The 13,357-nt window shown below is 53.9% G+C and carries 9 protein-coding genes, 2 pseudogenes and 1 riboswitch; of the genes and pseudogenes, 9 read left to right on the top strand and 2 right to left on the bottom strand.

From position 1 onward, the window contains the following. Positions 1-120 precede the first annotated feature (120 nt). Positions 121-1,563 (bottom strand): nicotinate phosphoribosyltransferase, encoded by a 1,443-nt coding sequence (locus DWZ82_RS08395; RefSeq protein ID WP_118480144.1) that lies wholly within the window; start codon positions 1,561-1,563, stop codon positions 121-123. A 252-nt stretch (positions 1,564-1,815) separates the two neighbouring features. On the opposite strand from DWZ82_RS08395, the gene DWZ82_RS08390 reads away from it, so the two are divergent. From DWZ82_RS08390 to DWZ82_RS08355, 8 genes are all read left to right on the top strand, one after another. Further along, positions 1,816-3,069 (top strand): argininosuccinate synthase, encoded by a 1,254-nt coding sequence (locus tag DWZ82_RS08390; RefSeq protein ID WP_117487980.1) that lies wholly within the window; start codon positions 1,816-1,818, stop codon positions 3,067-3,069. A gap of 70 nt (positions 3,070-3,139) precedes the next feature. Next, the gene (gene argH, locus DWZ82_RS08385) at positions 3,140-4,534 is read left to right on the top strand and encodes an argininosuccinate lyase (RefSeq protein ID WP_118480142.1); all 1,395 of its coding nucleotides are present in this window, start codon (positions 3,140-3,142) and stop codon (positions 4,532-4,534) included. After that, on the top strand, positions 4,524-5,444 hold the full coding sequence (gene argC, locus DWZ82_RS08380; RefSeq protein WP_118480140.1) for an N-acetyl-gamma-glutamyl-phosphate reductase: 921 nt from the start codon (positions 4,524-4,526) through the stop codon (positions 5,442-5,444). The genes argH and argC overlap by 11 nt, the downstream gene beginning before the upstream one ends. A gap of 20 nt (positions 5,445-5,464) precedes the next feature. Continuing rightward, on the top strand, positions 5,465-6,673 hold the full coding sequence (gene argJ, locus DWZ82_RS08375; protein WP_118480138.1) for a bifunctional glutamate N-acetyltransferase/amino-acid acetyltransferase ArgJ: 1,209 nt from the start codon (positions 5,465-5,467) through the stop codon (positions 6,671-6,673). Positions 6,674-6,708: 35 nt separating this feature from the next. Beyond that, the gene (gene argB, locus DWZ82_RS08370) at positions 6,709-7,581 is read left to right on the top strand and encodes an acetylglutamate kinase (protein ID WP_118480136.1); all 873 of its coding nucleotides are present in this window, start codon (positions 6,709-6,711) and stop codon (positions 7,579-7,581) included. A gap of 65 nt (positions 7,582-7,646) precedes the next feature. Beyond that, positions 7,647-8,828: an aspartate aminotransferase family protein gene (locus DWZ82_RS08365; RefSeq protein WP_118480134.1), complete on the top strand. Its 1,182-nt coding sequence runs from the start codon at positions 7,647-7,649 to the stop codon at positions 8,826-8,828. Positions 8,829-8,914: 86 nt separating this feature from the next. Beyond that, the gene (argF, locus tag DWZ82_RS08360) at positions 8,915-9,829 is read left to right on the top strand and encodes an ornithine carbamoyltransferase (RefSeq protein WP_118480132.1); all 915 of its coding nucleotides are present in this window, start codon (positions 8,915-8,917) and stop codon (positions 9,827-9,829) included. Positions 9,830-9,938: 109 nt separating this feature from the next. Further along, a riboswitch (FMN riboswitch) is annotated at positions 9,939-10,070 on the top strand. Between the two features lie 90 nt (positions 10,071-10,160). After that, the gene (locus DWZ82_RS08355; RefSeq protein ID WP_118480130.1) at positions 10,161-10,772 is read left to right on the top strand and encodes an ECF transporter S component; all 612 of its coding nucleotides are present in this window, start codon (positions 10,161-10,163) and stop codon (positions 10,770-10,772) included. A gap of 210 nt (positions 10,773-10,982) precedes the next feature. Here the strand turns inward: DWZ82_RS08355 and DWZ82_RS08350 are convergent. Beyond that, positions 10,983-12,175 (bottom strand): annotated as a pseudogene (locus tag DWZ82_RS08350) (IS256 family transposase). Between the two features lie 263 nt (positions 12,176-12,438). On the opposite strand from DWZ82_RS08350, the pseudogene DWZ82_RS15625 reads away from it, so the two are divergent. Further along, positions 12,439-13,212, top strand: a pseudogene (locus DWZ82_RS15625) (transposase). Positions 13,213-13,357 lie beyond the last annotated feature (145 nt).

The raw sequence follows: 13,357 nt of genomic DNA, 5'->3' as shown, positions 1-13,357 counted from the left end.
AACAGGCTGCGTGAGCGAAATCCTGTGCAGGGATGCTCACAGCTTTTATACAATCTTGCGATTGGGCGCAAAGAAACAGCGAACCACTATATTATGGTTCGCTGTCTGCGAATTTGCTTGTTAGATGCGGCAGGCTTCAAGAAGCTCGTTCTTACAGCTCCACAGCTTTTTGGAGAGATCCACGAAGTAGGTCTGCGGATTCTCGAAACGCTTGATCTGATCCCACAGGGTATCGACCTCACGGATGCAGTACTTGCGGATGTCCTCAACATCCGGGCTGTTGTAAATGCACTTGCCGTGCTTGAACAGCTGTACGCGCAGCGGACGAACCGTATAATCGGTAACGATACGCTGCTTCCAGGTGTAGACCGGATGGAACAGTACATACGGCAGAGAAGCGTCGATTTGCTCGTCGTGCACGGTGAGCACGTCGCCGAGCGCCTTGCCGGTCTTGTTGTCGAACAGGCGGTACACCTGCTTGAAGTGCGGTGTGGTGATCTTCTCGACGTTCTCGGAAACCTTGATCTTCGGGATGATCTCGCCGTTTTCATCCTCAACGGCAGCCAGCTTGTATACGCCGCCGAATACCGGCTCGGACTTGGAGGTGATGAGTCGCTCGCCGATGCCGAACGAGTCTACGCGGGCACCCTGCACGAGCAGGTCGCGCACCAGATACTCATCGAGCGAGTTGGACGCCATGATCTGCATATCCTCGAAGCCGGCGGCATCGAGCATTTTGCGGGCCTCGATAGAAAGGTAAGCGATATCGCCGGAATCCAGACGGATGCCGCGTGCGCGGATGCCCTTTTCCGCTTCCAGTTCCTTGGCGACACGGATTGCGTTCGGCACACCGGACTTGAGTACATTATAAGTGTCAACCAGGAATACGCAGTTATCCGGATAAATATCTGCATAAGCCTTGAAGGCCTCGTACTCGCTGTCAAACATCTGCACCCAGGAGTGCGCCATCGTGCCGCCGGCCGGAATCTTGTAGTCACGGTCGGACAGAACGCAGGCGGTACCCTGACAGCCGCCGATGTAGGCAGCGCGGGCACCGAGGATAGCGCCGTCGTAGCCCTGTGCACGGCGGGAGCCGAACTCGAGCACAGTACGGCCTTCTGCCGCACGCGTGATGCGGTTCGCCTTGGTGGCGATCAGGGTCTGGTGGTTGATGGTCAGCAGGATCATGGTTTCGACAAACTGTGCCTGAATCATCGGACCGGCCACCGTTACGAGCGGCTCACCGGGAAATACCGGCGTACCCTCGGGTACGGCCCATACGTCGCATTCAAACTCAAAATCGCGCAGATAATTGAGGAAGGACTCCGAGAAGCACTTGCGGTTGCGAAGATATGCAATATCCTCTTCGGAAAAATGCAGGTTATTGAAGTATTCAATCAGCTGTTCCACGCCTGCCATGATGGCATATCCGCCGCCGTCCGGTACACGGCGGAAGAACATATCGAAGTATGCGCGGCGGTTGCCGATACCCTTTTCGAAGTATCCGTTCGCCATCGTAAACTCGTAAAAGTCAGTGAGCATGGTTAAATTTCTTTCGGTCATTGCGGAAAACGCCCCTTTGCGCACCATTTTTTGTGCGCTTTTATTCATTCCGTGCAATCTGTCTTGACACAGTGCATTTATAATATAATAGTACGTTTTTACAGAAAGTGCAAGCATTATTTATCAAATTCAAATTCATAGTATGCATAAATATACAATGGAGAAAATAATTATAAATTTTGCTTGCCAAATGAGTATGGCGGTAGTATAATAAAACCATCGAAAAAAACGCAGAATGCGAGGTCGAAAAACATGGAAAAGAAATATAACAAAGTTGTTCTGGCATATTCCGGCGGTCTGGATACTTCGGTACTCATTCCGTGGCTGAAGGAGCATTACGGCTGTGAGGTTATCGCGGTTTCCGGCAACGTCGGTCAGGGCACCGAGCTGGACGGTCTGGAGGAGAAGGCGCTCAAGACCGGCGCGTCCAAGCTGTACATCGAGGATCTGACCAAGGACTTCGTTGATGACTACATCATCCCGACCATGAAGGCGGGCGCAACCTACGAGCAGTACCTGCTGGGAACCTCGTTCGCTCGTCCGATCATCGCAAAGCGTATTGTTGATATTGCACTGAAGGAAGGCGCTGACGCGATCTGCCACGGCTGCACCGGCAAGGGCAACGATCAGGTTCGTTTCGAGTTGGCTATTCATGCATTTGCACCGCAGATGGACATCATTGCTCCGTGGCGTTTCTGGGAGCTGAACAGCCGTGAGAAGGAGATCGAGTATGCGGAAGCACACAACATTCCGCTGAAGATCAACAAGGAGACCAACTACTCCAAGGATAAGAACCTGTGGCACCTCAGCCATGAGGGTCTGGACCTCGAGCTGCCGTCCAACGAAGCACCGATCAACAAGCCGGGTTTCCTCGAGCTGGGTGTTTCTCCGGAAATGGCTCCGGACAAGCCGACCTATGTTACCATCCACTTTGAGAAGGGCGTTCCGACCGCAGTTGACGGCGAGAAGCTCGAGTCTGTTGCCCTGATCGAGAAGCTGAACAAGCTCGGCGGCGAGAACGGCATCGGTATCCTCGATATCGTTGAGAACCGTCTGGTCGGTATGAAGAGCCGCGGTGTTTATGAGACTCCGGGCGGTGCGATCCTGTACGCAGCACATGCAAAGCTGGAGGAGATCACCCTCGACAAGGAGACCGCACACTACAAGAATCAGGTTGCTCTCAAGTTTGGCGAGCTGGTTTACAACGGCCAGTGGTACACGCCGCTGCGCAAGGCGCTCTCTGCATTTGTTGACTCCACCCAGGAGACCGTTACCGGCGATGTTAAGCTGAAGCTGTACAAGGGCAACATCATCCCGGCTTCCGTAACCTCTCCGTACAGCCTGTACTCCGAGGATATGGCAACCTTTAACGAGGATGACTGCTACGATCAGGCAGATTCCGCAGGCTTCATCAACCTGTTCGGCCTGCCGCTCAAGGTTCGTGCCCTGAACGATCAGATCCTGTACAAGAAGACCGGTGAGCATTTCCCGTCTGTTGAAAAGTAAGTAAAAGAAATCGTAGGGCGGCACGCCCGTTGTGTGCCGCCCTATGAGTGTTTTGTGAGGTAACATAAATATGGCAAAATTATGGGCAGGACGTTTCCAGAAGGAAACCGATCTGGTGGTAAACGATTTCAACTCTTCCATCCTGTTTGACTGCCGTTTATATAAGGAAGATATCACCGGCTCTATCGCGCACGCTACCATGTTGGGCAAGCAGGGCATCATCGAGGAGCATGAGGCCGAAAAGATCGTCGAAGGTCTGAAGGGCATCCTCAAGGATATTGAGGACGGCAAGGTTGAGTTCTCGCTCGATTACGAGGACATCCACATGAACGTCGAGCAGCTGCTGACCGAGCGCATCGGTGATACCGGCAAGCGTCTGCACACCGGCCGTTCGAGAAACGATCAGGTTGCACTCGATATGCGTCTGTACGTCAAGAAGGAGATCAAGGAGATCATCAAGCTGATCCTCGGCTTCATGAAGGCACTGACTGCAAAGAGCCGCGAGAATCTTGATGCGGTTATGCCGGGCTACACCCATCTGCAGCGCGCACAGCCGACGACCTTTGCACATTATATGATGGCGTATGCCAACATGCTCAAGCGCGACGTATCCCGCCTGCAGGACTGCTGCGAGCGCATGGACGAAATGCCGCTTGGCTCGGGTGCATTGGCTTCGACCACTTATCCCATCGACCGCGACTTCGTTCGTCAGCAGCTTGGCTTTGCCCGCCTGACCGACAACTCGCTCGACGGCGTATCCGACCGTGACTACTGCGTGGAGCTGCTCTCCGCGCTGTCCATCCTGATGATGCACCTGTCTCGTCTGTCCGAGGAAATTATTTCGTGGTGCTCCTGGGAGTTCAAGTTCGTTGAGCTGGACGATGCGTACTCCACCGGCTCGTCCATCATGCCGCAGAAGAAGAACCCGGACGTGTGCGAGCTGATCCGCGGCAAGACCGGCCGTGTTTACGGTGCGCTGACCACCATGCTGACCGTACTCAAGGGTCTGCCGCTGGCGTATAACAAGGATATGCAGGAGGACAAGGAGGCTGTATTCGGCGCGATCGACACCGTAAAGCAGTGCCTCGAGGTATTCACGCCGATGTTCTCCACCATGACGCTGCGCCGCGACAACATGCGCAAGGCAGCCTCCCGCGGCTTTATCAACGCAACCGACTGCGCCGACTACCTGACCAAGAAGGGTGTTCCGTTCCGCGATGCGTACAAGACGGTCGGCCGTCTGGTCAACCAGTGTATCAAGGCCGATGAGACCCTCGAGACCATGACCATGCGCGACTTTGCAGCCATTTCCAACAAGTTCGGCGACGACGTATACGACGCACTCGACCTGCGCACCTGTGTTGCTGAGCGTAAGGTCATCGGCGGCCCGGCTCCGCAGGAAGTAACCCGCCAGATTGATAAAATTGACAAGTTCATCGCGGAGGTTGAGGACGATGAAGCCTAAAATTTACATCGACGGCAAAGAGGGCACGACCGGTCTCCGGATTTACGAGCGCCTCGGTGGCCGCGACGATATCGAGCTGCTGCTCATCGACGAGGACAAGCGCAAGGACACCGAGGAGCGCCGCAAGTTCCTCAACGCAGCCGACATTGCGTTCCTGTGCCTGCCGGATGCGGCGGCGAAAGAGGCGGTTTCGCTCATCGAGAATGATACCACCCGTGTCATCGATGCATCGACCGCGCATCGCACCGACCCGGACTGGGATTACGGCTTTGCCGAGCTGTCCAAGGCGCACCGCGAAGCCATCAAGAACTCCAAGCGCGTTGCCAATCCGGGCTGCCATGCAAGCGGATTTATTTCCTCGGTTTACCCGCTGGTAGCAAACGGTATCATTGCCGAGGACACCGCGCTCACCTGTGCTTCGCTGACCGGTTACTCCGGCGGCGGCAAGAAAATGATCGCGGAGTATCAGGACGAGAACCGCGATCCGCGACATGATTCCGAGCGCATTTACGGTCTGAACCTGCACCATAAGCACCTGCCGGAGATGGGCTACATCTGCGGTCTGACGCAGGCGCCGGTGTTCGTGCCAATCGTAGGTGACTTTTACAAGGGTATGGCCACCACAGTTATGCTCCCGGGCGTAGATGCACATCTCGTGCATGCGACACTCACCAGGCACTACGAGGGTCAACAGCTTGTCACCGTGGCGCCGTTCGGCGGTGAAGAGCCGATGATCTACGCCAACACACTGGCCGGTCACGACAGCCTCAAGCTGATCGTCTGCGGCCACGAGGAGCAGACCATTGTCACCGCACTGTTTGACAATCTCGGCAAGGGCGCTTCGGGCGCTGCCGTGCAGAATATGAATATCATGCTCGGTCTGGATGAAACGACCGGCTTAAACCTCTGATTTCAGCAGGGAGAATTATTATGAAAATTATCGAAGGCGGCGTTTGCGCCGCAAAGGGCTTTAAGGCGGGCAGTGTGCGCTGCGGCGTCAAGGAAAGCCGCACGAATGACGATACCGCGATCATTTTCAGCGAATGCGAATGCACCGCGGCTGCCACCTACACGATGAACCGCGTCAAGGCGGCTCCGCTGTATGTTACCATGGAGCACCTCGAGGACGGCGTAGCACGCGCGATCGTTGCCAATGCGGGCAACGCGAACGCCTGTGCACTGGACGGTATGGAGAACGCTCGCCGTATGGCGCAGGCAGCGGCCAAGCTGCTCGGCGTAGCCGAAACCGATGTTGCCGTTGCATCCACCGGTGTGATCGGTCAGCGCCTCAACATCGAGTGCATCGAGGAGCACTTGCCGGAACTGGTTCTGGAGGACAACGCCTCCGAGAAGGCAAATCGCGCCATCATGACCACCGATACCAAGCCCAAGACGGCGGCTGTTGAGTTCACCATCGGCGGCAAGACCTGCCGCATCGGCGGCATCTGCAAGGGCAGCGGCATGATTCATCCAAACATGGGCACTATGCTGTCCTTCATCACGACCGACTGCGCCATCACGCATGAAATGCTGACTGACGCACTGCAGGAGAATGTCAAGAAAACCTACAACCGCGTAACGGTTGACGGCGACACCTCCACCAACGATATGTGCATCGTGCTCGCAAACGGCATGGCCGGCAACACGCTCATCGAGTGGCAGGACGAGGAATATCAGGCGTTCTGCAAGGCGCTGAACGAGGTGAACACCCGTCTGGCACGCCAGATTGCTGCAGACGGCGAAGGCGCAACCAAGCTGGTTACCTGCACCGTTAAGAACTCCCGCTCCGAGGAGGCAGCTGAGCGATTGGCCAAGGCCGTTGTCGGCTCCAACCTCGTCAAGGCGGCTATGTTCGGTGCAGATGCAAACTGGGGTCGTGTACTGTGTGCAATGGGTTACTCCAAGGCACCGTTCCGTCCGGAGTACGTTTCTATGGCGTTCGAGTCCGCAGCAGGCAGCGTAGCAGTCTGCGACAAGGGTGCGGCTCTGGATTTTGATGAAGAACTGGCGAAAAAGGTGCTCTCCGAGAACGAGGTTACCATTGCGGTTGATGTAAATGAGGGCGAGGACAGCGCTACTGCATGGGGCTGCGACCTTACTTACGATTATGTGAAAATTAACGGAGATTATAGAACGTAATCGCTGCTTATAACAGGATAAAGGAACGAATTAGTATGGATACTCAACTTGATGCGGAGCTGCGCGCCAATATTCTGGTCGAAGCACTTCCGTATATTCAGGAATATTACGGTCAGACCGTTGTTGTAAAATACGGCGGCAACGCAATGATCAACGAGGAGCTGAAGGACGCGGTCATCCACGATCTGGTACTGCTCAATCTGGTCGGCGTCAAGGTCGTTATCGTACACGGCGGCGGCCCGGAGATCAATGAAATGCTGGGGAAGATCGGCAAGGAGAGCAAGTTTGTCAACGGCCTGCGCTATACCGATCGTGAAACCATGGATATTGTCCAGATGGTGCTGTGCGGCAAGGTCAACAAGGACCTTGTAACCCTGATCGAGAAGGCAGGCGGCCGCGGCATCGGTCTCGGCGGCATGGACGGCGGCCTGTTTCAGGCGAAGCGCCTGACCGACCGCTCGGGTACGGATTACGGCTACGTCGGCGACATTATGGACGTAGACCCGTCTCCGGTTATCGATGTGCTGCAGCAGGGCTATATTCCGGTCGTCTCGACCGTTGCACAGGGCATCGACGATGAAACCAACTACAACATCAACGCTGACACCGCAGCCAGCAAGCTGGCAGTTGCACTCGGTGCAAAAAAGCTGATTCTGCTGACCGACGTACGCGGTCTGATGCAGGACATTAACGATCCGGACAGTGTCATTCACCGTCTCAAGGTGTCCGAGGTGCCGAAGCTGGTGCACGACGGCATCATCAAGGGCGGCATGATCCCCAAGGTAGACTGCTGTGTTGAGGCAGTCCGCAAGGGCGTTGAGCGTGCCACTATTCTGGACGGCCGTGTCAAGCATTCGATTCTGATCGAGCTGCTTTCCAAGGTCGGCGCAGGCACTATGTTTCAGTAATTGAGAATTGAAAATGGAGAATGGAGAATGATTCGCTCCGTATCTCCGATAAAAGGTGATACCCTATGACTTACAATGAATTAAAAAGCGAAGAAAATAAATATGTAATGAACACCTATGGCCGTTTCCCGATTGCGCTGGACCACGGCGAGGGTGCGACTCTGTGGGACGTTGAGGGCAAGAAGTACATCGATCTTGCTTCCGGCATCGGCGTAAACTGCCTTGGTTATGCCAATCCGGCAATCATTGACGCGATCGATAAGCAGGCGCACAAGCTGATGCATGTTTCCAACCTGTTCACCACCGAGCCGATGGTTCAGGTTGCCAAGAAGCTGGTAGAAAAGACACATCTGGGCGGCAAGGTATTCTTTGCCAACTCGGGCGCTGAGGCAAACGAGGGTGCCATCAAACTGGCGCGCAAGTACTCGTTCGACAAGTATGGTGAGGGCCGCTTCAAGGTGCTGACGCTCATCAATTCCTTCCACGGACGTACCGTAACCACGCTGAAGGCCACCGGTCAGGAGCGTTTCCACAACTATTTCTTCCCGTTTACCGAGGGCTTTGATTACGCGGTTGCCAACGACATCAAGTCGGTACGCGCAAAGGCGGACGATATGACCTGCGCCATCATGATGGAGCTGATTCAGGGCGAGGGCGGTGTTCTGCCGCTGGACCGCGAGTTCGTCAAGGAGGTAGAGAAGCTCTGCCGCGAGAAGGATATGCTGCTTATCATCGACGAGGTGCAGACCGGCATTGGCCGTACCGGCAGCCTGTTTGCTTTCCAGCAGTACGACATCAAGCCGGACGTTGTCACTATGGCAAAGGGTCTTGGCGGCGGCATGCCGATCGGTGCTGTCATGGCGGCGGATACCTGCTGCAACGTCCTGACGCCGGGCACGCACGCGACCACCTTCGGCGGTACGCCGATTGTCTGCTCTGCAGCAAACGTCGTGCTCGATACTGTCGGTGACGGCCAGTTCCTGATGAAAGTGCGCGAAAAGGGCGAGTACCTGCGCAACGGCATCCTGTCCCTTGGCTCGCCGAATATCAAGGGCGTGCGCGGCATGGGTCTCATGCTCGGCATCATCGTTGAGGAAGGAAAGCACTCCGTGTTTGCCAATAAGCTGATCGAAAACGGCGTTCTGGCGATCACCGCCGGCAAAAATGCCGTTCGTCTGCTCCCGCCGCTCACCATTTCCAAGGAAGAACTGGATGAAGCACTCGCTATCATGGCAAAAGTATTTTGATAATTAGTAATTAACGTGATTATCGCACTGGTGCAGCAGCATCCAAATAATTACTAACTACTAATTTGCAGAAAGGGTTTATTACAATGAAGCATTTACTGAAGCTGCTTGACTGCTCTACCGAGGAGATCATCGGTCTGCTCGATCTGGCGGATCAGCTCAAGTATGAGAGAAAGCACAACATTTCCCATCGTCATCTGGAAGGCAAGAGTCTTGGCATGATCTTCCAGAAGTCCTCCACCCGCACCCGTGTTTCCTTCGAGACCGGCATGTATCAGTTGGGCGGTCAGGCGCTGTTCCTGTCCAACCGTGATCTGCAGATTGGCCGCGGCGAGCCGGTACAGGATACGGCCCGCGTGCTGAGCCGCTATCTGGACGGCATCATGATCCGCACCTACGAGCAGAAGGAAGTAGAGGATCTGGCAAACTACGGCTCTATTCCGATCATCAACGGTCTGACTGATTTCTGCCATCCGTGTCAGGTTCTGGCGGACCTCATGACCATCCGCGAGAAGTTTGCCGTTCTTGAGGGTCTCAAGCTGTGCTACATTGGCGACGGCAACAACATGGCAAACTCGCTGATCGTCGGCGGCCTCAAGACCGGCATGAAGGTTTCCGTCGCAACGCCGGTGGACTACCGTCCGGACGCTGAGGTTATGGCATTCGCAGAGCCGAATCCGAACTTCTTCATCACCGATGACCCGATGAAGGCTGCTGAGAACGCAGACGTTGTTATCACTGATACATGGGCGTCCATGGGTCAGGAAGCCGAGAAGGAAGTCCGCATGAAGGCATTCCAGGGCTATCAGGTCAATGATGAGCTGCTGGCTGCTGCAAAGCCGGGCTGCATGGTGCAGCACTGCCTGCCGGCCTACCGTGAGCAGGAGATCACCACCAAGGTGTTCGAGGAGCACGCAAACGAAATTTTCGAGGAAGCAGAAAACCGCCTGCACGCACAGAAGGCCGTTATGGTTACTCTGATGAGCAGCAAGGAAGACTGATTTCTGATAAAAAGCCGCTTTCGCAAGGGAAGGCGGCTTTTTTGTTTTTTCTTGCTGAAGTGTTGACAAGTCCTTTACTGGCGACTATAATAGCAGTATAAATAAATTAGTTCTGTTTCAGGGCGGAGTGAAAGTCTCCACCGGCAGTATACAGGCTTCGAGCCTGATAGTCTGCGAGCCGCAAGGCATGATGGGTTAGAATCCCAACCGACGGTTATAGTCCGGATGAGAGAAACAGATGTACCTATCGCTACGTCTGTATGCCTCTGGAGCAATCCAGGGGCTTGTTTTATTTATGGAACAGGACTCCTGAAAGGGAGAAAAAACAGCAATGACAAAAACCAGCAAAATCACCTACACCGCAATTTTTGCGGCTATCGCAACCGTACTGATGTACTTTGAATTCCCGATTCCGTTCATGCCGCCGTTCCTCAAGGTGGATCTGTCCGGCGCGGTCGTGCTCATCGGTGCGTTTATTTTCGGCATCGCTCCGGCGATCACGATGATCGGCATCAAGGACATTATTCATCTGACCCAGACCCAGACCGGCGGCTCCGGTGAGGTCGCAGATTTCCTGATGCTTTCCACGCTCATTGTTATCGCCGTGCTGCTGTACCGCGGTCACAAGAGCCGCAAGATGGCTGTCCTCGGCTGTGCAGCCGGATCGGTCGCTATGGCCTGTGTCGGCATGCTGACCAACTATTTTCTTATCATTCCGTTTTATTCGCAGGTTATGCCGCTGCAGGCTATCTTTGATGCATGCAACGCGATCAACCCGTATGTGACCGGCATGCAGGGCTATCTGCTGCTCGGCGTTCTGCCGTTCAATCTCATCAAAGGCGCAATCCTGACTGCGATTACCATGCTTGCCTACAAGAAGCTGAGCGTGTTCATCAAGTCCAAGCAGATCGAATTGCACCACTCCAGACAGCGTGTCGGCTAAGTAAAAAACGAAGGTGCTCTCCAGCAAACGGAGAGCACTTTTTGTTCAATAATCGCAAACAGTGCGGCAACATCTATGATTTCGCCAAAGATCTGTATACGAATTGACAAAATGCGTGGCCAAGATTATATCACATGCGTGCATCTAATAGACTCGGTCCCGTCAAGATTTGTGCGCAAAATTGTTTGCAGATTCTCCGGCTGAATGAAGTCAGCCGGCAATGAAGGCGTCGTCCAGCGCCGTCTCCAAGTGCTTCATGTTCATATATTTTTTGCTGCCCCACTGCGTGCCCACTACATGGCGAAGCCGGGCGCAGACCAGCATCAGAGCAGAGTTGCCGTCAGGGAATGTTCCCACCACACGGGTTCTGCGGCGGATCTCTCGATTCAGCCGCTCAATCACGTTGTTGGTACGGATGCGCGTCCAGTGCCCGCTGGGAAAATCGCAGTAGGTCAGCGTTTCCTTGATACCGTCCTCGACCTTCTTGGCAGCCTCCTTCAGCTTCATGGCGCGCAGTTCGGCGACGACTGCTTTAGCCTTGTCGCGGGACGCCTTTTTGCTCTCCTGCGCGTGGATCGCCTTAAGCATTTTTGCCACAATTTTGACCTTGGATTTAGGCACAACAGAGAAAACATTGCGGTAGAAATGCACCGTGCAGCGCGGGTATTTGGCGTCCGGGAACACCTTGCCCACGGCCTCCAGCATCCCCATGCACTTGCCGCCGACGATGAATTTTACGCCGTCCAAGCCGTGTCCGCGGAGCCACTGAAAGAAGCTGGCTTATCTGGTCTTGTCCTCTTTCATTCCCTCAGCGGCGCCTAAAACCTCATGGAAACCGTCATCATTCACGGCGATTGCCACCCAAATGGCTACATTTTCATACTCTCCGCCCCAGTTGCGGTGCAGATAGATGCCGTCCACGTAGACATACGGATAGCGCCCGCCCTGTAACGGGCGGTTGCGCCAGTCCTCGATATGGACGTAGGCTTTCTTGTTCGGTTCACTGATGATGGCGGGCGAGACCTTGCTGACCCACAGCGCCTCGGTGATGTCCTCTACCCGGTGCACGGAAACACGCCTGCCAGGTACATCTCGATGAGGGATTTCTTCACGTTACTTTCCCGGCGGCGATACCGCTCGATGATGGCAGTCTTGAAGGATACGCCCTTGAGTCGCGGCATATGGAGCGTGACGTCACCAGAGGCGGTGGTGAGATTCCGGTCATAGTGGCCGCTGCGGTAGTCCTGACGGACCTCGCTGCGCTCGTAGCGGGCAGCCTGTGTCAAGGACTCCGTCTCTTTTTCCAGCAGTTCGTTCAGGGTTTCCTCCACGCTGCTGCGGACCAATTCCTTGATTTTCTCCTTGATAATTTCCTCATTCAGCTGTACAATTCTCTCGGACATAGTTTGTTGTCTCCTTTCAGAATGGTGTGTGGTAACTTCATTCTACCAGAGCCTGCAAACTATGTCTTCTTTTATGCGGTTTTCAATTTGCGCAACTTATTGTACCTTATCATATGAATCAGGAAGAATAGCATGGATTTATGGAGAAACTAAACGATAGTGCATAATCAAGTTCGCAAAAGCAAACAGAGAATGGACAAGCCATCAGGGCTCCTGTAAAATGATGGTTGTCGAAAAAATCATGATGTAAAGGAGAGACCCTAATGGCTCACAAAAAGAATACCACAAATCTGACAGAATTGCTACTGCAATGTGTGACGCAACCGGATCCGATGCTGAGTATGGCTGGAATGGCTATGCACAGAGCTGATGGAGGCAGAGGTCGATCAGCAGCTGGGAGCAGAGAAGAGCCAGCGCACGGACGGCAGGAGCGGATACCGCAGCGGTTATCGTCCTCGCCGTTTGGATACCTGAATGGGCACGATGTACCTCATGGTGCCCAAGGTTCGTCAGGGCGGCTATATTCCGTTCTTCGTCAATCGCTCCCTCGCTGATACAGTATACCCGGTTCTCCGGGTGGACGCACTGTGCGAAAAAGTTCGTGTAGATGGCAGAATTGTCAGCATGGCGATACTTATCGTGTGCGGTGTGGACGAAAATGGCCGCAGAGATATTATCGCGCATATGATGTGATCGACTCCTATGCCAAACGCTTTCCGAAAGCGGTTCAGTGCCTTGAAGACGGATTGGAAGATTCTCTGGCCTTCTATGCATTTCCAATGCTGGATGCGTGAAAAATCTCATCTTCCAACATGATTGAGAGATTGAATCGTGAAATCCGGAGACGTACCAGCGTGATTGGAATCTTTCCGAATAAAAGTTCCTATGTTCGTCTGGTGACAACGTATCTCATGGAATACGCCGAGGACTGGTCTGCTTCCAGAGTAAATATACAGCGCTCGTGTTTTTCGTCTTATTATTGCTCATCAACGGCGCAGCTCTGTGAAAAGCTTCACGGTGTTTTCTTGCACTTATAGAATATTTATACGAAACGCAGATAAATGAACGCATAGTCATTAAACGAAAAATATTAGACAGTATATATGGAAATGACATAATAGAGAATTGGTAGTCGTTTTTAAGATAATAACATAAATATGCAAATATGAATATTCTGCCGAA

The organism is Butyricicoccus sp. AF35-5AC (genome assembly GCF_003477715.1).
Taxonomy (GTDB): Bacteria; Bacillota; Clostridia; order Oscillospirales; family Butyricicoccaceae; genus Agathobaculum; species Agathobaculum butyriciproducens.
The sequence above is the reverse complement of the archived record's forward strand: the minus strand, read 5'-3'. Positions and strand labels throughout refer to the sequence as shown.

What these genes read in the sequence shown, in the direction of transcription:
- argH (WP_118480142.1), top strand. Translation starts at nt 3,140, where the DNA reads ATGGCAAAATTATGGGCAGGACGTTTCCAGAAGGAAACCGATCTGGTG.
- argC (WP_118480140.1), top strand. Translation starts at nt 4,524, where the DNA reads ATGAAGCCTAAAATTTACATCGACGGCAAAGAGGGCACGACCGGTCTC.
- argF (WP_118480132.1), top strand. Translation starts at nt 8,915, where the DNA reads ATGAAGCATTTACTGAAGCTGCTTGACTGCTCTACCGAGGAGATCATC.
- DWZ82_RS08365 (WP_118480134.1), top strand. Translation starts at nt 7,647, where the DNA reads ATGACTTACAATGAATTAAAAAGCGAAGAAAATAAATATGTAATGAAC.
- argB (WP_118480136.1), top strand. Translation starts at nt 6,709, where the DNA reads ATGGATACTCAACTTGATGCGGAGCTGCGCGCCAATATTCTGGTCGAA.
- DWZ82_RS08355 (WP_118480130.1), top strand. Translation starts at nt 10,161, where the DNA reads ATGACAAAAACCAGCAAAATCACCTACACCGCAATTTTTGCGGCTATC.
- DWZ82_RS08395 (WP_118480144.1), bottom strand. Translation starts at nt 1,563, where the DNA reads ATGACCGAAAGAAATTTAACCATGCTCACTGACTTTTACGAGTTTACG.
- argJ (WP_118480138.1), top strand. Translation starts at nt 5,465, where the DNA reads ATGAAAATTATCGAAGGCGGCGTTTGCGCCGCAAAGGGCTTTAAGGCG.
- DWZ82_RS08390 (WP_117487980.1), top strand. Translation starts at nt 1,816, where the DNA reads ATGGAAAAGAAATATAACAAAGTTGTTCTGGCATATTCCGGCGGTCTG.